Consider the following 19,809-nt stretch of genomic DNA (forward strand, 5'->3'; position numbering starts at 1 on the left):
GCAGGTCTGGCGGCCAATGAATCCAATCCAGGGGCACTCCCGGACGAATAGGCATGAGACTCGGAGCATTTGCCATGTTCGCCCACCGGGTCCACGCGCAGAATTCGCCACCTTTCCCGTCCAAGCTTTTGCGAGGTTTTCAACATGTACACCGCCATCGGTTACGCCGCCCAGTCGGCCACCACTCCCCTCGCCCCCATGTCTTTCGAACGCCGCAGCCCGCGGGCCGATGACGTGGCAATCGAGATTCTGTACTGCGGCGTCTGCCACTCCGACATCCACCAGGCTCGCAACGAATGGGGCATCGCCGTCTACCCGCTGATGCCGGGCCATGAGATTGTCGGCAAGGTCACGGCCGTCGGCGCCAGCGTCAGCGCGCATAAAGTCGGCGACCTGGTCGGCGTGGGCTGCATGGTGGACTCGTGCCGCCACTGCGAAGCCTGCAAATCGGACCTGGAGCAATACTGCCTCGAAGGCCCGACCATGACCTATGCCACCCCGGATCGCGTGGACGGCAGCAACACCATGGGCGGCTACTCCGATAGCATCGTGGTCAGCGAGCACTTCGTGGTGAAGATTCCGGCCAAGCTCGACCTGGCCAGCGCTGCGCCAATCCTCTGCGCAGGCATCACTACCTACTCGCCGCTCAAGCACTATGGCGTCAAGGCCGGCGACAAGGTCGGGATTCTCGGCATGGGCGGCCTGGGCCATATGGGCATCAAGTTCGCCAAGGCCATGGGCGCTGAAGTGACGCTGTTCACCCGCTCCGCGAGCAAGGCAGAAGAAGGCCGGCGCCAGGGCGCCGATCACGTGATCGTGTCCACCGATGCCGAGCAGATGAAAGCCGCCGCCGGGCATTTTGATTTCCTGCTGGACACCATTCCGGTGCAGCACGACCTCAACCCCTACCTCGATACCCTGCGCTTTGACGGCGTGCATATCCTGGTGGGTTTGATCGAGCCGGTAGACCCTCCGGTCAACGCCGCCAAGCTGGTGCTGGGCCGTAAAGTGCTGGCCGGCTCACTGATCGGCGGCATTGCCGAAACCCAGGAAGTCCTGGATTTCTGCGCCGAGCATGGCATTACCTGCGACATCGAAATGCTCGATATCCGCCAGATCAACGAAGCCTATACACGCATGATTGCTGGCGACGTGAAGTACCGCTTCGTGATCGACATGACCACCCTGAAGGCTTGATCAGGCCTTCGCCCCCAACTCCGCTGACAGCCGTGCTGCAACCTGTTTGACCACAGGAATCAACTCGGCCATTTTTTCCAGCGGCATGTAGGGCACCGTACTGGCGATGCTGATGCCGGCGACAATCCGCCGGCTGGCATCGCGCACGGGCGCGGCCACACAGCGGATCGACGGCTCGTTGTCTTCCAGGTCGAACGCATAGCCGCCCGCGACATATTCGCGCATGCGTTGCTCGAATTGCTCCCAGGATTGTTCCGGGTGCTGCGGCCAGTGCAGGTTTTTCCCGCCTACCGGCAAGCTGGCCTGATACAGGCGCTGCCATTCCTCTTGCGAATCATCGAGCAACAAGGCCTTGCCGATCCCGGTACGTGCCAGGGGCATGCGGTGGCCGACCCGCGAGCGCATTTCCGGGCCGTTGCGCCCAGGATTCTTGTGCAGGTACAGCACATCGTCGTATTCACGGATCGCCAGGTGGATGGTGTCGCCGGTCAGCGCCGACAGCTCATCCAGATAAGGCATCGCCAGCGTCACCAGCGGCAGTTCTTCCCGGGCCTGGAAGCCCAACTCGATCAGCTTGGGGCCCAGCAGGTAGCCGACTTGCGGCACTACCCGCAGGTAGCGCTCGTCCACCAGGCAACTGGCCAGGCGATGCGTGGTGCTGCGAGTGGTGCCGATGCGCCGGGCAATCTCCTTGAGATCCCGCGCCCCGGACGCCACCGCCTGCACCACGCCCAGGCCGCGCAACAGGGTCTGGGTGCCCGTGGGCGCGGAGTCTTTGGCGGGCGTCGGTGGGTTTTCCTGCATGTCGGAGCCTATCTGGAAATGCGAAAGCGGCGGCCATTATGGCAAATGCCGGGCCTCATAACAGGGCCGATCTCAGCCTTGGGCAAACTCACGCAACGCATCGCCTTCCATGCGGTAGCGCACCCACTCTTCCTGGGGTTGGGCGCCGATGGATTTGTAGAACGCAATGGCCGGTTCGTTCCAGTCCAGCACGCTCCACTCAAAGCGCCCACAGCCATTGTCGTAGGCGATCTTCGCCAGGTGGCGCAGCAACTTCTTGCCCGCCCCGCCGCCGCGCTGCTCCGGGTTGATGTACAGGTCTTCCAGATACAGGCAGTTGCTGCCAAGCCAAGTGGAATAGCTGAAGAAGAACACCGCAAAACCAATCGGCAAGCCGTCGCGCAGGCAGATCAGGCCATGGGCGGTGGCACCTTCGCTGAACAGGCTGCGCTCGATATCCACCACGCTGGCGATCACTTCGTGGCGGGCTTTTTCGTACTCGGCCAGTTCAGTAATAAAGGTCAGGATCTGCGCAGCATCGCTGGGTACGGCGGGACGGATCTCGATGGTCATGAACAGGCCTGCGGCTAAAAAAGAAAGGACACATACTAAGGCGCTTTGATGACCGCTTGCAGGGATTTATGCACGCGATTACTCCGCTGCGCAGCAATGCTGACGCCAGTAACCACAGAACAAAGCACGGGGTGGCCCGTGGTAAAAAGTCCGCCATAAATCCAACAAACCCCAAGGCTTGCCCATGCGCCCCTCTGCTCCAGTTGGCGGAACGCTCTTCGCCCTGTTCTGCCTTGCCAGCTACCTGCTGTCACTGTCGTATGGCTCGACGTTTTTGTTGTCGCTGCTGATCGATTCCAGAGGCGGCAATGAACACGACGCCGGCAGCGTGATTTCCATGGCGATGCTCAGTACGTTTATCGCGGTGATTGCATCCGGGCACCTGGCCGATGCCCTGGGTGCCGCGCGCTCAATTGCCTGCCTGGGGATCCTGCTGGTGGTGGCCTGCCTGGGCTTTGCCCTGACGCCGGGTTTTGGCCAGGGCCTGATGCTGTTCGGCCTGACCCTCGGGCTGGGCTGGGGCGTGTTCTACACCCTGGGCCCGATCATCGTGGCGATGCTGGTGGCGCCCAGCCACAGGGCCAAGTATTTCGCCTGGCTGTCGGGGAGCATGATGACCGGCATCGGTTCGGGCCCCCTGTTGGGGCGGGCGGCCAGCGCCATGGGCCTGCCTCTGGAAAGCGCATTTTATATTGCAGCTCTCGCCAGCCTGGTGGGCGTGCTGATGTTCTGGCGCCTGGGCAGCTATCTCAAGCAGCAACCCAACTTGCTGGGGACTGGCACCGTGTCGAAAATCTCCTGGGCCAGCACCCGGCGCGTACTGGGGTCGAAGGCGGCATTCGCGATCATCATGGTTGGCCTGGGCGGCTGTGTGTTTGGCGGGCTGTCGAGTTTCCAGACCAGCTACGCGGCAAGTCAGGGGCTGGATTACTCGCTGTTTTTCCTGGGCTTCATGGGCGCGGCGATCACCAGTCGATTGTTGATTGCCAGCGTGGTGGTCAAGCGGGATGCGTACTGGTCGGCCTGTGTGTTATCCGGATTGATGCTGGTGTCGATCCTGATGTTCAGCTTCGGCGTGCATGACAGCTTCAGCTACTTGCTGGCGGCTATCACCTTGGGAGTGGGTTACGGCCTGACCTATTCAGTGATCAACGGCCTGGCCGCCAACGAGGCGCCAACTGCCAGCACGCCCCAAGCCTTGCTGCTGTTCAGCCTGTCGTACTTTATCGGGGTGTTCGGGTTTCCGCTGCTGGCGGGCAAGCTGATTGTCGAGCATGGCGTGCCAACCCTGCTCGCCAGTGTATTGGGCATCGCCTTGCTCAACTGGCTGATCACAGTGCTGCGCCTGATTTGGCGTCGGGTGTCGAAACACAAAATCTTACAGGTGACCTAGCACCGTTCGTCGTGATCCAGGCACCAACAATAAGAGTGGGCTGACCAACCTAAGGTAAGGACTTTATTCCTATGGAGGCTCCACCATGAATACTTCCAAAGTGACTGCCCTCGCCTTCGCTGGCTTGCTGTCTGCGGTGTCCCTGGCCAGTGTTGCGGCAACCGACCCTTCCACCGGCAAGACCGACCCTATTGGTAGCCCGCCCAACCCCGCCACCCAAGAAACCGAGAACTCCATGGGCACCGGGCTCGATACCAATGGCGGAGCCATCATCCAGGACGGCGCCGACCCACGCACCCGAGGCAATGACGGCAACCGCCAGGGCCTGGGCACCGATGTCGAGAACGGCAAGATCGGCCCCGGCAAGAATGCCACCCCCAGCGGCAACGATGACAACCTGCCCGGCGCGCCAAAACAGCCTTGAGCCACTGGCCGACAGACGAACACTACCCCACCACTGACCCTGAAGAGGTATGCATGAACGTCGATAAAAACCTTGAGAAAGAAGTCCTCACCCGCTTGCTGCACGCGCACCCGAATGGCTTGGGCAAGGAGGTGCTGGATAACTACCGGGGCGAAAAAGTCGTGGCCAGTACCCTGGCGATCCTTCAGGACCGCGGGCTGATCAAGGAAGGCCATGTGACCTGTAACGAGGCCGGCGAACACGCATTGCACCTGCCGATCAAACTGACAGCATCCGGCGTGGACGCGGCGCGCAAGCTCGAAGACGCGCAATAGACGGTTTGCCGGCGATAGCGGTGTGCCTGGTGATGATAGAGCGCTAGGCAGGCCGTCATCGCTGGTAAGCCAGTTCCTACAAACATTCCAAACCTATGCAGGAGCCGGCTTGCCGGTATCAGTCCCTGGGCTCCAGGCCTATCGGGAAGAACACCCCGCCACTCCAGACGCCCAGCCAACTCTCGCCGTCGATCCGGCGTGTTACTGCCAGTTCCACCAACTGGTAGAACACGTTGCGGTGGACCAGCGCCTCAAGGTTGTTGCGCACCAGCACGTAGGGCGAAGGCTCCTGGGTGTCTGGATCAATCACCACCCGCAACGGATGCGCCGGGCCGGCTTCGATCAGGTCTTCGACATTGGAGGTAAACCTCAGGAGCTGGTTCTCGCCATCGCCCTCGACCTCCAGTGACACGGCCACAAAGGGCGCGTCATCCACCTTGATCCCGACCTTTTCCACCGGCGTGATCAAGAAGTAATCATCGCCATCGCGACGGATGATGTTGGAGAACAGCTTGACCATCGGTTTGCGCCCGATAGGCGTGCCCAAGTAATACCAGGTGCCATCACGGGCGATACGCATGTCGATATCGCCACAGAAATCCGGGTTCCACAGATGAACCGGAGCCGGTCCCTTGCCCTTGGGCAACTGCGCCAACAAATCATTGGCCTTGGCCGAATCCGTCATGCTGTTCTCCTTTGAATTACTGGTCGCTCATGCCCAACAGGCTGCGGGCGTACTGGCGCAGCGGTGGGCCAAGCAGATCTTCGGGTTTGTTGTCGTGGAACGTCAGTAAACCGCCACGACTGCGAATCCGTGCAGTATCGATCAAATATTGGGTGCTGGTCTCGATCAACATGATCTGGATGACCCCGCTGTCGACGCCCAGTCGGTCCAGGGCTTCCTGATCGGCCCACTCGTCTGCATTGCCGATACGATCATCGGCCTTGGCGAACCGCGTATACAACAGGTAATGGGCGCCTACCTCACGGGCTTCGGCCATGGCCTGCTCCAGCCCTTGCGGGGCGCGGGCACGGCGGACCATGGGGAAGTATTCGATAAAGCCATTGAAGGCTTCCTCGGCCACCACATTGGGACGCGGATAGGCGCTGCCCGGCGGCGTGAACGCGCCCTGGGCGATAAATACAAACGAATCGGGCTGTATGCGAACCGAGTTGGAACGACGGGTGTCGCTGTGATCCAGCAAACCGGCATCGCTCATCTGATAGCGAGTGCCTTCGGCCATATCGCTGACTGTCATGCAGCCACCCAGCGCGAACGACGCCAGCAACAAAACCAGACTACGCATCCTATCCTCCAGGAGCCGGTGACGGAAAACCGGCGAATGGGCACCAGATGCAGATTTTGCGCCAGCTTGCCTGGCTACCCGCCAATGATCTTCATCACGGTAGCCCCGCCGGAAAACGCCACTTCCTGCTTGTCGCCCAAGGCCTTGACCAGCAGACGCTGTAACGCCGGAAGGGCCTGGTGGCGCGGCTTGTCCAACAGGTCGCCGACATAGTGGCGGTTGCTCGACGACAGGCAGCCGTGCAACCAGCCGGTCGAAGAAAGGCGCAGACGCGAACAGGTCCGGCAAAACGGCACACTTTCATTGGCGATCACGCCGAAGAAGCCCTGACCGGGAATTTCATAGCGCACGGCCGTGGCATCTACCGGGGCGTCAGCCTGCAGGTATTCGTGATGCTCGCCAATCAGGCTCAACAGCTGTTGCAGGCTGACGAACTGTTGCAGGAATGCGTTGGAGTCGCTCGCAAGGTGGCCCATGCGCATCAACTCGATAAAACGCAGTTCATAGCCGCGCTCCAGGCAATACTCCAGCAGGGGCATGACTTGGTCGAGGTTCTGCCCGCGCAACGGCACCATATTGACCTTGATCTTGATACCCGCCGCACGCGCCTGCTCCATGCCATCGAGGACCGTGGCCAGGTCGCCCCCCCTGGCGATCCCGCGAAAGGCAGCGGCATCGAGGGTATCGAGGGAAACATTGATACGGCGAATACCGGCATCGACCAGTAATGGCAACTTGCGTGCTAGTAACTGGCCATTGGTGGTCAAACTGATATCGCTCAAGCCCATCTGCCCGACGGCCTGCATAAAGGTTTCGAGCTTGGGACTGACCAGCGGCTCGCCGCCGGTGATGCGCAGACGATCGATGCCCGCAGCCTCGATCAGGTAGGCCACCCCACGGGCCATGGCCTCGGCCGAGAGCTCGTCCTGCGCAGCCACCAACCGCTTGCCGTTGGGCACACAGTAGGTACAGGCGTAATTGCAGGCTGAGGTCAGGCTGATCCGCAAATTGCGAAAACGCCTGCCTTGACGATCAACGATCATGGATCACTCCGGCAGCGGATAATTCGGGCGTGCTAAAACCTGACTCATAAATCAGATTTTAGCAAGGTCCTTGCCTGAGTATATTCCTGGGTTACTACATACGGCAGTAAATCAACCGGCCATTGTCCGGATGAATGCCTTATGTGGCAGGCGTCTCGGGGTTCGGCAGGTCGGTGCTGTGCTTGCGCTTGTTGCCCATGCGTACGCCGATGTCCATCAGGAACTGGAAGAAGCCTTCCTGATCTTCCAGCACGTTGCTCCAGAATGGCGAGTGGTACAGCGCCACGGCACCATGCACCAACGCCCAGGCGGCGCAGTAGTGGAAGTAAGGCGGCACATCTTCCAGCTTGCCTTCACTGATCCGACCCTTGATCAGCAGGGTCAGGCGCTCGAAGTTCGAAGCACGGATCTTGTGCAACTCCTCGACCATTTCCGGCACTTGATGGCCCTTGACCACCTTTTCTTCGAGGCGGTCGAACAGGCGGTAGCGCTGCGGGTCACGCATGCGGAACTCAAAGTAAGCCCGGGACAGCGCTTCCTTGTCTTTGTCGACATCGGCCGAGTGCAGCAGCTCGTTCAAATCGCGCTCGTAATCGAGCATCAGGCGCAAGTAGATCTCGGCCTTGGACTTGAAGTGCTTGTAGATCGTGCCTTTGCCGATACCCACGGCATCCGCAATCATCTCGACGGTGACGCTGTCTTCACCCTGTTCGAGGAACAATTTGAGCGCGGTGTCGAGAATTTCCTGCTCACGGCGGCGAAACTCACGGACCTTACGGGGTTCTTTGTGCATAGAAAGAGGTCTGCAGAGGTCAGTATTGGGAGGGTTGAATGCCCCGATGACGGAACGTTTTACCCGGTGCGAGGGATTATCCCGACTGGGCGGTCGTTGGGCAACGTCTATATGAACAACCCATACACTAAACTTACAGCCCGCCAACGAATCAAGCGATATGGGTCAGAAATAAAACACAGGTTCGCGCAATGTATTGCCGCTCAATGAGAACTCAAGCGAAGCGCACGTATTCCAAATCTGTTTAAAAAACGATCAGATGCGGCTGGACTGCACGGGATACTGATCAATACTTCATCTGTCGGTGTGACATCTCCCCCAAGTGAAACACCGATAGGGGTACCAATGGACCGCGTACCTTTATTTACTCCTAATGGTCTTAACCCGGATTCACCCCCCAGAACCCGGGTTTTTTTTGCCTTGGATTCAGCGAACGTGCGCCAACGGGAACAGGCGCTTGAAGTTCTCGGTGGTCTGCTCGGCAAAACGCTCGACAGACTCGCCGCGCAACATCGCCAGGTAATCCGCCACATCCCGCACATATTCCGGGAGGTTCGGTTTACCGCGATGGGGGATTGGCGCGAGGTAAGGTGAGTCGGTTTCCACCAGCAAACGATCCGCCGGCACCTGGCGCGCCACATCCCGCAGGGCATCAGCATTGCGGAAGGTGACAATCCCCGACAGGGAAATATAGAACCCCAGGTCGAGCGCCGCCTTGGCCATCTCCCAGTCTTCGGTAAAACAATGCAACACGCCCGCCTGGGGCAGCGCCGCCTCGCGCAGCAAGGCCAGGGTGTCGGCACGGGCGCCACGGGTATGGACGATCACTGGTTTACCGGTCTGCTGCGCCGCTTGCAGGTGCAGGCGGAACGAGGCCTGCTGCAAAGCGGCGGCTTGCGGCTCGTAGTGGTAATCCAGGCCGGTCTCGCCAATGGCCACCACTCGCGGGTGATTGAGTTCGCCCAGCAGCCAGTCAAGGGCCGGGGCTTCGCCAGGCTTGAGGTCCAGGGGATGGATGCCTACCGAGCAATCCACGTCGGCATAGCGCTCAGCCAGGGCCTTGACGTCGGCGGCGTTCTCGGCGCTGACGCCGATGCACAGGAAATGCCCGACGCCACGCTGGCGTGCGGCGTCGAGGGCGGCATCCAGGGAGCCGCCGTGGGCGGCGAGGTCGAGGCGATCAAGGTGGCAATGGGAATCTACGAGCATAAGAAGTTACAACTTGCGTCACAGGAAGTGTCTGGCCAACGAGACATCCGTCGGCCCCGAGAATATCAACGTCGGCCGAGTAACCCGACCCACTGCACCAACAGTGCCTCAAGCAACAGCACCCGGTTCAGGTTGGCCTTGCCCAGGACCTTCTGGCGCTGGGCGAGGATCCAGTCCTGAATGTTCAAAACCTTGTCCTGGGCGCTCTTCTGAGCCAGGTACTGCACGACCTTGCGCATGTCCATCAAGCCCAGGCCGCTCTCGTCTTGGGTCAGTTGATAGCGCAAGATCAAGCTGGACCAATCACAGAACCAGTCAAACAGCAGCAACAGCGGCACGTCTTTCCAGCCCTCGGCCAGTTGCGTGGCAGACTGCTCTTGCTTGAGCAGCTTCTTCACCCCGTCGACCACCTGCGCACGCTGCTCGCGTACGCCCTGGGCCTGCAGGCTGACCGCCGCCAGGGGTGAGCCGGCCGCCAGGGTCAGCAATTCAACCCGCTCCTGCTCACTGCACTCTGGCAAGGCCTGGCCCAGCCATTGCAAACTCATGGCCTCGCTCGGCAGCGGGCAGGCCTGTTGCACGCAACGACTGCGAATCGTCGGCAGCAAACGGCTGGACTGATGACTGACCAGCAGCAGCACGGTGTCGCCCGAGGGCTCCTCAAGGCTCTTGAGCAAGGCGTTGGCGGCGTTGATGTTCATCGACTCCACCGGCTCGATCAGCACCACCTTGCGCCCGCCCATCTGCGCGGTCTGCACCACGAAGCTCACCAGGTCACGTACCTGGTCAACCTTGATCGCCTTGTCGGCCTCTTCAGGCTCCAGCACGTAGTTGTCCGGATGGCTGCCGGCCTTGAGCAGCAGGCACGATTTGCATTGCCCGCACGCCTCAAGCCCTGCTGGCTGCTGACACAGCAGGCGAGCCATCAAGCGCTCGGCCAAGGCGCGCTTGCCGATGCCTGCCGGCCCATGGAGCAGATAGGCATGGGCATGCTGGGCACGTCCGGCCAATTGCTGCCATAGGCTGTCCTGCCACGGATAGGCTTCAGCCACGGTAAAGCTCCAACAGTTTCGGGAGCAGCGCATCGATGGCCTGTTGCACTTGCTCCAGCGGTTGCGCGGCATCCAGCAAGCAATAGCGCGACGGTGCAGCTTCGGCACGCTGGAGGTACGCCGCGCGCACCGCTTCAAAAAATGCCCGGCCTTCCAGCTCGAAGCGGTCCAGGCGACCACGGGCGCTGGCCCGCGCCAGGCCGACGTCCACCGGCAGGTCGAAGACCAGGGTCAGGTGCGGGCGCAGATCGCCCTGGACAAAGGTCTCCAGGGTCGCGATGCGCTCCAGGGACAAGCCACGGCCGGCGCCTTGGTAGGCGTAGGTGGAATCGGTAAAGCGGTCGCAGATCACCACCGCACCACGGGCCAGCGCCGGCCGGATCACTTCGCCCAGGTGCTGGGCACGCGCGGCAAACACCAGCAACAACTCGGTGTCCGGGTTCATGACCTCGTCGCCAGTCGCCAGCAACACCTCGCGGATCTTCTCCGCCAGGGGCGTGCCGCCGGGCTCGCGGGTCAGCAGCACCTCGATCCCTGCGGCCCGCAAGCGCTCGGCCAGGTATTCACGGTTGGTACTCTTGCCGGCGCCTTCCGGGCCTTCCAGGGTAATAAACAAGCCAGTCACAGGCAGTCCTTAATCAGAGTCATTGCGGGCTTTGCGCGGGCGCAGCTTCAGGCGCGACAGGCTCAACGGTCGCAGGTGTGGCCGGCGCAGGGCTGGAGCGATAATCGGCGCGACGCTTGAGTTGGTACTCGCGCACCGCGGCATTATGGGCATCCAGGCTATCGGAGAAAATATGGCTGCCATCGCCCCGTGCCACGAAATACAGGCTGCTGCCCGGTACCGGATTCAACGCGGCATGGATCGCTTCGCGGCCGACCATGGCAATCGGCGTCGGTGGCAAGCCGCTGATCATGTAGGTGTTATAGGGCGTGGCTTCTTTCAGGTGCGCGCGCGTCAACTTGCCGTTGTAGCGCTCGCCCATGCCGTAGATCACGGTGGGGTCGGTCTGCAGCAGCATGCCGATCTTCAGACGCCGCACAAACACCCCGGCAATCTGCCCACGCTCTTCAGGCACGCCGGTTTCCTTCTCGACCAGCGATGCCATGATCAGCGCCTGGTAGGGGTCGGTATAGGGCGCATCCGGGGCACGTCGGCTCCATTCCTGCTCAAGTACATCGTCCAGGCGGTTGTAGGCTTTCTTCAGGAACTCGACATCGGTCATGCCGCGCACGAAACGGTAGGTATCAGGGAAGAACCGCCCTTCCGGGAAGACGTCGGGATGGCCGATTTTTGCCATCACCTCGCGGTCACTCAAGCCCGTCAGGGTCTGCTCGATCTTTTCGTGCTTGGCCAGCGCACTGCGCACCTGGCGGAAGTTCCAGCCCTCCACCAGCGTCAGGCTGTACTGCACCACTTCACCGCGTTGCCACAGGCCGATCAGGCCCTGGGCCGTCAGGCCTGGCGTCATGCGGTACTCGCCACTGTGCAGTGGCTGACCCTCAAGATTGAAGCGCCAGTAAAGGCGCAGCCAGAAGGCATCCTCAAGTACACCGTCGTTTTCCAGACGATTGAAAGTACCGGTAGGGGTCGCACCAGCCGCTACATCCAGCAATTGCTCCTGGGACAGATTCAGCGGCTGCTTCAAGGCCGAGTCCAGCTTCCAGGCCGAAAAGCCCAGCAGCAAACCCGCCAGGACCAGACCGATCTCCAGCAGCAATACAATTTTACGTCTCAAATCAAACACCCAATAGCGCGCGAACAATGCCCTGCAGTTTACGGGTGAGCGGCCCAGCCGACCAGCTCATTGGCCCACATCCAAGCACCGGCCAAATGCCATATACGCTGTTGCAGACGAACACTTCATCAGCCTGCTGCAACTGCGCAAGGCTGATATCGGCAACGGTGGTGACAATGCCCAACCCCTCGGCCCTGGCCAACAGCTCGCCCCGCATGACGCCGGCCACGCCGCAGCGGCTCAGGTCGGCCGTCAGCAACTGGCCGTCATGCATCAGGAACAGGTTGCTGAACACGCCTTCGATGACGCGCCCGGACATATCCAGCATCAATCCTTCCGCGTGATCGGCATCTTGCCACTCGGCGCGGGCCATGACCTGTTCGAGGCGGTTTAGGTGCTTGAGACCTGCGAGCAAAGGTTGCTCGGACAAACGGGTAGCGCATGGGAACAGGCGAACGCCTGAAGAACCATGAGTCTGGGGATAGGTGGCAGGCGGGCTGCCTTGCAGAATACGGCGCACCGAGGCGCCAGCGTTGATGCCATAACCCCGCTGGCTATCGCCACGGGTGAGGATCAACTTGAGTACGCCATCGCCCAGGGCTGCGGCAAAGGCCAGCACTTCGCTGCGGACCAGTTCCTGGTCTGCGGCAAGCGCAAGGCGCCTGCAACCCTCGTCGAGGCGTTGCAGGTGACGATCAAGCAGCACGGGCTGCCCGGCCTTGACTGCGATGGTTTCAAACAGACCATCGCCGTAGGCCAGGCCGCGATCTTTCAGCGGCACGGCGTCCGCTGGCTGACCGTCGACCCAGCTGTGCATCACTCGGCGAACCGGCGGAACACCAGGGAACCGTTGGTACCGCCAAAGCCGAACGAGTTGGACAACACCACATCGATCGGCATTTTCTGCGGCTCGTGAGGCACGAAGTTCAGGTCGCAGCCCTCATCTGGTTCATCAAGGTTGATGGTCGGCGGCGCGACCTGATCCTTGATTGCCAGCACGCTGAAAATCGCTTCGACCGCACCTGCCGCACCCAACAGGTGACCGGTCATGGACTTGGTGGAGCTGACCGCCAGCTTGTAGGCGTGCTCGCCGAATACCGACTTGATGGCCTGGGCTTCCGCCAGGTCGCCCGTCGGCGTCGAGGTGCCGTGGGCGTTGATGTACTGCACTTGATCGACGTTGATCTTCGCGTCGCGCAGGGCATTGCTGATGCAACGCGCGGCGCCCGCACCGTCGGCAGGTGGCGAGGTCATGTGGTACGCATCGCCACTCATGCCAAAACCGATCAGTTCGGCATAGATCGTCGCGCCACGGGCCTTGGCGTGCTCCAGCTCTTCGAGGACCAGGGCACCGGCACCGTCGGACAGTACAAAGCCATCACGGCCCTTGTCCCACGGACGACTGGCGCGGGTCGGCTCGTCATTGCGCGTCGACAGCGCACGGGACGCGCCGAAGCCACCCATGCCCAGGCCGCAGGCAGCCATTTCGGCGCCACCGGCGATCATCACGTCAGCCTCGTCATAGGCGATATTGCGCGCCGCCATGCCGATGCAGTGAGTGCCCGTGGTGCACGCCGTGGAAATGGCGTAGTTAGGCCCCTGGGCACCCAGATGGATGGACAGGAAACCGGAAATCATATTGATGATCGAGCCCGGGACGAAGAACGGTGAAATTCGACGAGGGCCGGATTCGTGCAAGGTACGGCTGGTTTCTTCGATATTGGTCAAACCGCCAATACCCGAACCCATGGCCACGCCAATGCGCTCACGGTTGGCATCGGTCACTTCCAGGCCGGCGTTACGCACCGCCTGAAAACCGGCTGCCAGGCCGTATTGAATGAACAGGTCGAGTTTGCGGGATTCTTTGATCGAGAGATATTCCTCGACATTGAAGCCCTTTACCGAGCCGCCAAAACGGGTGGAATAGGCAGAAAGGTCCGTATGTTCAATCAGACCAATACCACTGTGGCCAGCCAGAATGCCCTGCCAACTGCTCGGCACATCCGTACCCAGTGGCGACAACATACCCATACCGGTGACTACGACGCGTCTACGCGACACAGCACTCTCCTTTTTCTTGATGACGACACTTGAGCTGACTTTTCATCAGAGCTAATGAAAAAACCGCACGCCGTTATAGCAGTGCGGTTTTTCCATAACAGCAAGCGACGATTACAAACTATTACGCCTGGTGGCTAGTAACGTAGTCGATAGCAGCTTGAACAGTAGTGATTTTTTCAGCTTCTTCGTCCGGGATTTCGGTCTCGAATTCCTCTTCCAGAGCCATCACCAGCTCAACGGTGTCAAGGGAATCGGCACCCAGGTCTTCTACGAAGGAAGCAGTGTTGGTCACTTCTTCTTCTTTAACGCCCAGTTGCTCGGCGACGATTTTCTTGACGCGCTCTTCGATGGTGCTCATACCTTGTTTAACTCCTAATGGACAAATTCAGGCAGCTGGCCAGTGGGTAAGTGTATAGAAAGGCTTTTCAGCTTTTCAACTGAAAGCTTCACCCTCGTACCCTACCGACCACCTGTCTATAAATAGATTGCAGCTTTATAACGGATTTTAGACAGCTCGTATGACATTTTTTTGAAGCGATCCGTCACAATTTAACTCATGTACATCCCGCCGTTCACCGGGATTGTAGCCCCAGTCACGTATGCCGCACCGTCAGACGCCAGGAAAGAGACCACATTGGCGATCTCTTGGGCCTGGCCCAGACGGCCCAGCGGAATTTGCGTCAGCAACGCTTCACGCTGCGCTTCAGGCAATTCGCGGGTCATATCGGTATCGATAAACCCTGGAGCCACCGAGTTGACCGTAATCGACCGCGAGCCGACTTCACGCGCCAGGGCACGGCTGAAACCTTCCAGGCCGGCCTTGGCAGAGGCGTAGTTTACTTGGCCTGCGTTGCCCATGGCACCCACTACGGAGCCAATATTGATAATTCGACCCCAACGCGCCTTGGTCATGCCGCGCAAAACACCCTTGGACAGGCGAAACAGACTGTTCAAGTTGGTATCGACCACGTCGTACCACTCGTCGTCTTTCATGCGCATCATCAGGTTGTCGCGGGTAATACCGGCGTTGTTCACCAGAATGGCCGGCGTCCCGAACTGTGCAGTGATCTGCGCCAGCACGGCAGCCACGGACTCATCGCTAGTCACGTTGAGTTCCAGGCCAGTGCCCTGCACGCCGTTTTCCTTGAGGGTCGCCGCGATACGCTCGGCGCCGGAGGCGGAGGTCGCAGTACCGATCACTACCGCGCCCTGACGGCCCAGTTCCAGGGCAATCGCCTGGCCAATGCCACGGCTTGCGCCGGTAACCAGTGCAACTTTACCTTGCAGACTCATGCAGGCTTCTCCTTAGTTCAGGCCAGTGCGGCGCGGGTGGCTGCGAAGCCATCCGGGGTATTGAGATTGGAAGTCGACACGCCTTCGGCGCAGCGCTTGTTGAGACCGGCCAGGACTTTGCCCGGACCACACTCAACCAGTTGAGTAGCGCCCTTGGCAGCCAGGGTCTGGACCGACTCAACCCAGCGCACCGGCTTGTACAGTTGCTCCAGCAGGTCGCGCTTGAGGGTTTCGAGGTCGGGTGCCACGTCGGCGCTGACGTTTTGTACCAACGGGATCTGCGGCGCCTGCCAGTTGATGGCTGCGATGGACTCGGCGAAACGCTCGGCCGCCGGGCGCATCAACTCGCAATGGGATGGCACGCTGACCGGCAGTGGCAATGCACGTTTGGCACCGCGGGCCTTGCAACCTTCGATGGCACGCTCGACCGCAGCCTTGGCACCGGCGATCACCACCTGACCAGGGGAGTTGAAGTTCACCGCGCTGACCACGTCGCCCTGGGCCGCTTCGGCACAGGCTTCGGCCACCACGGTGTCGTCCAGGCCCAAAATAGCGGCCATGCCGCCCTGCCCGGCCGGAACAGCCTCTTGCATCAGTTGACCACGGCGCTCTACCAGCTTGACCGCCTCAGCGAGGGTCAGGCTGCCTGCGGCGACCAAGGCGCTGTACTCGCCCAGGCTGTGGCCGGCGACAAAAGCCGGGCGTGCGCCGCCTTCAGCCAGCCAGACGCGCCACAGCGCGACGGAAGCCGTCAGGATCGCCGGCTGGGTTTTATCGGTTTGGTTGAGCAGTTCTTCCGGCCCGTCCTGGGTCAATGCCCAAAGGTCGTAGCCCAAGGCAGCGGAAGCTTCCTTGAATGTTTCCAGGACCAGCGGGTATTGCGCGCCCAGCTCGGCCAACATGCCGAGGGACTGCGAACCCTGCCCTGGAAAGACGAATGCGAGGGATGTAGACATGTAACAAGCCCCTAATGATCTGGTCGTCGGTGAATTGACGCCCCACAGCTGGGAGCGCAAGAAACTGACAGATTGGATGGTCAATTGAACTGGCCGGTCACATTTAAGCATTCCCGGCCCGATTCGCCTAAGGCAACAGATCCTCAAGACGGCCATGCAAGCGTTGCGGCAGGTTCTCCTGGATCTCGATCAGCGCGCGCGCAATGGCACTCTGAAAGCCCTGGACCCCTGCCGAACCGTGGCTTTTTACCACAATGCCCTGCAAACCGAGGAAGCTTGCGCCATTATGCCGCGCCGGGGCCAGGTCCGCCTGCAGGCGCCGCATCAAGGGTAGCGCCAGGGCACCCACCAGCCGGGAAGCCAGGTTGCGCTTGAACAACGCCTCGATCCGCGCGGCAATCATCGTTGCCAGGCCTTCGCTGGACTTGAGCAGAATATTTCCGACAAAACCGTCACAAACCACCACATCGGCCTCGCCGCGATACAACCCATCGCCCTCGACAAACCCGATGTAGTTCAAGCCCCGCGCCTGTTGCAACAGGCTGGCGGCCAACTTGACCTGCTGGTTGCCCTTGATGTCCTCGGTACCGATGTTCAGCAACGCCACGCGCGGACGCACCACACCCAGCGCTTCGGCCGCAACCGACCCCATCAGGGCAAAGTGCAACAGGTGCTCGGCGCTGCAATCGACATTCGCTCCCAGGTCCAGCAACTGACAGTAGCCACGCTGTGTCGGGATCGCCGCGACCATCGCCGGCCGATCAATGCCCGGCAGGGTTTTCAGCACATGACGGGACAAGGCCATCAAGGCCCCGGTGTTGCCGGCACTGACACAGGCCTGGACCTTGCCATCACGCAGCAACTCAAGGGCTACGCGCATGGAGGAATCGGGCTTGCCACGCAGGGCCTGGGCTGGCTTTTCATCCATGCCGATGGTTTCGCTGGCTGGCGTTATCGTCAGGCGCGCGCGATCCACAGCCGGATGGCTGGCAATCAGTTCTTCAAGTAGGGAAGGTTGACCGACAAGGGTCAGGTGCAGCGAGGGCGTAGCGGACAGGCTGGCAATGCACGCCTGAACAATGCTGCGGGGACCGAAGTCCCCGCCCATTGCGTCAATCGCGATGACTTGAGCAGACAAGTGATTACTCGTCAGCGCCCTTGTCGATCACTTTACGGCCACGGTATACGCCTTCTGGCGATACGTGGTGACGCAGGTGAATTTCACCGGTGGTTTTTTCTACAGACAGAGTGCTTGCCGTCAGGGCATCGTGGGAACGACGCATGTCACGGGCAGAGCGGGATTTTTTGTTCTGCTGAACAGCCATAATTGATTAACTCCTAAACGTTTGGGTCACGCTTTAACTGCGCCAATACACTGAACGGGTTGGACCGCGTTACCTCGTCCTCGCTCGGTTCGGACTCGTCATCGAGCCCCGCCGGCTGCTGGCATTCTTCCGGATGATGAGCAGGCACAATGGGCAAGGCGAGCAGAAGCTCCTCCTCGATCAGTGCATGCAGATCCAAAGGATCTTCGCCCAGTTCCAGCACGTCATAACCTTTCGGCAACGACTGGGTATTCGCACCCTCTTTCACCACAGCATAACTGCATTCGCTGTGGATCGGCAGGGTGACCAGCTCAAGACAACGCTGGCAAACCATTTTGACCTCGGTGTCGATAAAGCTGTGAATTACCACAGATTTACGTTCATCTCGTTCAAAAACGAATTTAGCCTGCACCGTACCGACATTGTCGGAAAGCGGGTCGCAGAGTCTCTCCAAATCGGCCAGCAACACTTCACCTTGAAGGGTGGTGCCACGATCAGCCAATTTGCGCGGGTCAACGTGAGGTGGAATCGGGTCATTCAACATAGGCGCAGCATTATAGGGATGCACCCGCCCATGTCAAAGGAAATTCAGCCCTGTGCGCCAGACTGCCCACTCGCTAGAATCCGCGACTGCCTTGAGGAGAGCCACATGTTGCCTTTATTACTCGCTTCCAGCTCGGTTTATCGCCGGGAACTGTTGAATCGCCTGCAGCTGCCGTTCATCTGCAGCTCTCCGGATATCGACGAAAACCATCGTGCAAATGAGTCCGCGGTCGACCTGGTCAAGCGCCTGGCCGAAGAGAAAGCCCGCGCCCTCGCCAACAGCCACCCAGGGCACCTGATCATCGGCTCGGACCAGGTCGCGGCGCTGGATGGCCAGATCATCGGCAAGCCCCACACCTTTGAAAAGGCCCGTGAACAATTGCTGGCGGCCAGCGGCCGACAGGTCAGCTTCCTCACCGGCCTGGCACTGCTCAATAGCGAGACCGGGCACTGCCAGGTGGACTGCGTCCCCTTCACCGTCACAATGCGCCAACTGGAGCCGGCGCAGATCGAGCGCTACCTGCGGACTGAACAGCCCTACGATTGCGCTGGCAGCTTCAAGGCTGAAGGGCTGGGGGTGAGCCTATTTCAAAGCACCGAAGGCCCGGACGCCACCAGCCTCATCGGCCTACCGCTGATTCGCCTGGTAGATATGCTGCTGGCCGAAGGCGTGCAAGTACCGTAGACCACCACAAACCCCATGCGGGAGAGGGCTTGCTCGCGAATGCGGCGTGTCAGATACACAGCCAGTGACTGACACTGCGCATTCGCGAGCAAGCCCGCACCACATTTTGAGCTATGCCAACCTGAGATCAGCGCAGGGTCGGGCCCTGGAAGCCCATATACAGCGCCAGCTTCTCCGCCACACTGGCACCCAGACGCTTGGAGAAGCGATCGAACGGCGATTCCTGGACGGTGAAGTCCACCAACTCCTTCTCGCCAATCACATCCCGCGCCACCGAACTGGCACTGCCCAGGCCATCGATCAAGCCCAACGGCAAGGCCTGTTCGCCAGACCAGATCAGCCCGGAGAACAACTCCGGATGTTCTTTATCCTTGAGCCGCTCACCGCGCCCCTGCTTGACGCTCGCAATGAACTGGCGATGGGTGGTGTCGAGCACGCTCTGCCAGAACTGGGTTTCGTCAGCCTTTTGTGGCTGGAACGGGTCGAGAAACGACTTATGCTCGCCCGAGGTGTAGGTACGCCGCTCAACCCCCAGCTTCTCCATGGCCCCGACAAACCCGTAGCCGGCCGCCGTCACGCCAATGGAACCCACCAGGCTCGCCTTGTCGGCGTAAATCTGGTCGGCAGCACTGGCAATGTAATAGGCGCCCGAAGCCCCCAGATCAGAGATCACCGCGTACAGCTTGATCTCAGGATGCAACGCGCGCAGGCGGCGGATTTCGTCATAGACATAGCCCGACTGCACCGGACTGCCACCCGGGCTATTGATGCGCAGCACCACACCCTTGACCTTGGGATCCTCGAAGGCGGTGCGCAGGCTGCTGACGATATTGTCGGCGCTGGCAGACTCCTTGTCGGCAATCACCCCGCGCACTTCGATCAGCGCGGTGTAGCTGCCGCTGCGGGCGGCGCTTTTTTCCATATCCACCAAGGGACTGAACAGCACCAACATGCCGATCAGGTAGGTAAAGGTCAGGAGCTTGAAGAAGATCCCCCAGCGCCGCGCCCGACGCTGCTCCTGGACACCCGCCAGCAGGGTTTTTTCCAGCAGTTTCCAGCTTTTATCATCGCCATTGTCGGCAGCGGCCTTGGTCGGCGCCTTCCACTCATCGGTCATGC

Annotated in this window: 24 protein-coding genes; 5 read left to right on the forward strand and 19 right to left on the reverse strand. The window is 60.5% G+C overall.

What is annotated here, in order from left to right; translation table 11 throughout:
* Positions 1-144: 144 nt before the first annotated feature.
* Complete coding sequence (locus GDV60_RS19710; protein ID WP_029299662.1) at positions 145-1,197, forward strand: NAD(P)-dependent alcohol dehydrogenase; 1,053 nt, start codon at positions 145-147, stop codon at positions 1,195-1,197.
* On the opposite strand, the gene GDV60_RS19715 is transcribed toward GDV60_RS19710, so the two are convergent.
* Together GDV60_RS19715 and GDV60_RS19720 are read right to left on the reverse strand one after the other, a co-directional pair.
* The gene (locus tag GDV60_RS19715) at positions 1,198-2,001 is read right to left on the reverse strand and encodes an IclR family transcriptional regulator (protein WP_029299664.1); all 804 of its coding nucleotides are present in this window, start codon (positions 1,999-2,001) and stop codon (positions 1,198-1,200) included.
* Between the two features lie 72 nt (positions 2,002-2,073).
* A complete protein-coding gene (locus GDV60_RS19720) occupies positions 2,074-2,553 on the reverse strand; it encodes a GNAT family N-acetyltransferase (RefSeq protein ID WP_029299666.1) in 480 nt (159 codons plus the stop codon).
* 184 nt (positions 2,554-2,737) lie between these two features.
* Here GDV60_RS19720 and GDV60_RS19725 point away from each other — a divergent pair, with 184 nt between their 5' ends.
* From GDV60_RS19725 to GDV60_RS19735, 3 genes are all read left to right on the forward strand, one after another.
* The gene (locus GDV60_RS19725) at positions 2,738-3,946 is read left to right on the forward strand and encodes an MFS transporter (RefSeq protein ID WP_029299668.1); all 1,209 of its coding nucleotides are present in this window, start codon (positions 2,738-2,740) and stop codon (positions 3,944-3,946) included.
* An 85-nt stretch (positions 3,947-4,031) separates the two neighbouring features.
* The gene (locus GDV60_RS19730) at positions 4,032-4,370 is read left to right on the forward strand and encodes a hypothetical protein (RefSeq protein WP_070994635.1); all 339 of its coding nucleotides are present in this window, start codon (positions 4,032-4,034) and stop codon (positions 4,368-4,370) included.
* A gap of 53 nt (positions 4,371-4,423) precedes the next feature.
* A complete protein-coding gene (locus GDV60_RS19735) occupies positions 4,424-4,684 on the forward strand; it encodes a hypothetical protein (RefSeq protein WP_159908527.1) in 261 nt (86 codons plus the stop codon).
* Between the two features lie 118 nt (positions 4,685-4,802).
* On the opposite strand, the gene GDV60_RS19740 is transcribed toward GDV60_RS19735, so the two are convergent.
* The 16 genes from GDV60_RS19740 to GDV60_RS19815 all read right to left on the reverse strand — a co-directional run bounded on the left by GDV60_RS19740 (position 4,803) and on the right by GDV60_RS19815 (position 18,006).
* Positions 4,803-5,369, reverse strand: coding sequence for a DUF1285 domain-containing protein (locus GDV60_RS19740; RefSeq protein WP_159908529.1), 567 nt, complete (start codon positions 5,367-5,369; stop codon positions 4,803-4,805).
* Between the two features lie 16 nt (positions 5,370-5,385).
* Entirely contained in the window at positions 5,386-5,991 is a 606-nt protein-coding gene (locus GDV60_RS19745) for a DUF4823 domain-containing protein (RefSeq protein ID WP_029299675.1), read from the reverse strand.
* Between the two features lie 74 nt (positions 5,992-6,065).
* The gene (locus GDV60_RS19750; RefSeq protein ID WP_104910730.1) at positions 6,066-7,034 is read right to left on the reverse strand and encodes a GTP 3',8-cyclase MoaA; all 969 of its coding nucleotides are present in this window, start codon (positions 7,032-7,034) and stop codon (positions 6,066-6,068) included.
* A gap of 139 nt (positions 7,035-7,173) precedes the next feature.
* Positions 7,174-7,827 (reverse strand): TetR/AcrR family transcriptional regulator, encoded by a 654-nt coding sequence (locus tag GDV60_RS19755; RefSeq protein ID WP_029299679.1) that lies wholly within the window; start codon positions 7,825-7,827, stop codon positions 7,174-7,176.
* 426 nt (positions 7,828-8,253) lie between these two features.
* Positions 8,254-9,036 carry a TatD family hydrolase gene (locus tag GDV60_RS19760; RefSeq protein WP_092237570.1) on the reverse strand — a complete coding sequence of 261 codons (783 nt, stop codon included), beginning with the start codon at positions 9,034-9,036 and terminating at the stop codon, positions 8,254-8,256.
* Positions 9,037-9,101: 65 nt separating this feature from the next.
* Positions 9,102-10,088, reverse strand: a complete 987-nt coding sequence (locus GDV60_RS19765) for a DNA polymerase III subunit delta' (protein WP_133714976.1) — start codon at positions 10,086-10,088, stop codon at positions 9,102-9,104.
* Positions 10,081-10,713 carry a dTMP kinase gene (gene tmk / locus GDV60_RS19770; RefSeq protein WP_092237575.1) on the reverse strand — a complete coding sequence of 211 codons (633 nt, stop codon included), beginning with the start codon at positions 10,711-10,713 and terminating at the stop codon, positions 10,081-10,083. The genes GDV60_RS19765 and tmk overlap by 8 nt, the downstream gene beginning before the upstream one ends.
* A 19-nt stretch (positions 10,714-10,732) precedes the next feature.
* Positions 10,733-11,827 carry an endolytic transglycosylase MltG gene (gene mltG / locus GDV60_RS19775; RefSeq protein WP_029299684.1) on the reverse strand — a complete coding sequence of 365 codons (1,095 nt, stop codon included), beginning with the start codon at positions 11,825-11,827 and terminating at the stop codon, positions 10,733-10,735.
* 1 nt (position 11,828) lies between these two features.
* Positions 11,829-12,644, reverse strand: a complete 816-nt coding sequence (pabC, locus tag GDV60_RS19780) for an aminodeoxychorismate lyase (RefSeq protein ID WP_159908531.1) — start codon at positions 12,642-12,644, stop codon at positions 11,829-11,831.
* A complete protein-coding gene (gene fabF / locus GDV60_RS19785; RefSeq protein WP_029299686.1) occupies positions 12,644-13,888 on the reverse strand; it encodes a beta-ketoacyl-ACP synthase II in 1,245 nt (414 codons plus the stop codon). The genes pabC and fabF overlap by 1 nt, the downstream gene beginning before the upstream one ends.
* A gap of 121 nt (positions 13,889-14,009) precedes the next feature.
* Positions 14,010-14,246 (reverse strand): acyl carrier protein, encoded by a 237-nt coding sequence (gene acpP / locus GDV60_RS19790; protein WP_010165887.1) that lies wholly within the window; start codon positions 14,244-14,246, stop codon positions 14,010-14,012.
* 191 nt (positions 14,247-14,437) lie between these two features.
* On the reverse strand, positions 14,438-15,181 hold the full coding sequence (fabG, locus tag GDV60_RS19795; protein WP_029299688.1) for a 3-oxoacyl-ACP reductase FabG: 744 nt from the start codon (positions 15,179-15,181) through the stop codon (positions 14,438-14,440).
* Between the two features lie 17 nt (positions 15,182-15,198).
* Entirely contained in the window at positions 15,199-16,137 is a 939-nt protein-coding gene (gene fabD / locus GDV60_RS19800) for an ACP S-malonyltransferase (protein ID WP_159908533.1), read from the reverse strand.
* 127 nt (positions 16,138-16,264) lie between these two features.
* Positions 16,265-17,275, reverse strand: a complete 1,011-nt coding sequence (gene plsX, locus GDV60_RS19805) for a phosphate acyltransferase PlsX (protein ID WP_071610008.1) — start codon at positions 17,273-17,275, stop codon at positions 16,265-16,267.
* Positions 17,276-17,279: 4 nt separating this feature from the next.
* Positions 17,280-17,462, reverse strand: coding sequence for a 50S ribosomal protein L32 (rpmF, locus tag GDV60_RS19810; RefSeq protein ID WP_008152339.1), 183 nt, complete (start codon positions 17,460-17,462; stop codon positions 17,280-17,282).
* A 13-nt stretch (positions 17,463-17,475) separates the two neighbouring features.
* A complete protein-coding gene (locus GDV60_RS19815) occupies positions 17,476-18,006 on the reverse strand; it encodes a YceD family protein (protein ID WP_029299696.1) in 531 nt (176 codons plus the stop codon).
* A 105-nt stretch (positions 18,007-18,111) separates the two neighbouring features.
* Here GDV60_RS19815 and GDV60_RS19820 point away from each other — a divergent pair, with 105 nt between their 5' ends.
* Positions 18,112-18,690, forward strand: coding sequence for a nucleoside triphosphate pyrophosphatase (locus GDV60_RS19820; RefSeq protein ID WP_092237586.1), 579 nt, complete (start codon positions 18,112-18,114; stop codon positions 18,688-18,690).
* A gap of 127 nt (positions 18,691-18,817) precedes the next feature.
* On the opposite strand, the gene GDV60_RS19825 is transcribed toward GDV60_RS19820, so the two are convergent.
* Positions 18,818-19,807 (reverse strand): S49 family peptidase, encoded by a 990-nt coding sequence (locus tag GDV60_RS19825; RefSeq protein ID WP_092237589.1) that lies wholly within the window; start codon positions 19,805-19,807, stop codon positions 18,818-18,820.
* Positions 19,808-19,809: the final 2 nt, after the last annotated feature.

The organism is Pseudomonas sp. DTU12.1 (assembly GCF_009873475.1).
Classification (GTDB): domain Bacteria; phylum Pseudomonadota; class Gammaproteobacteria; order Pseudomonadales; family Pseudomonadaceae; genus Aquipseudomonas; species Aquipseudomonas proteolytica.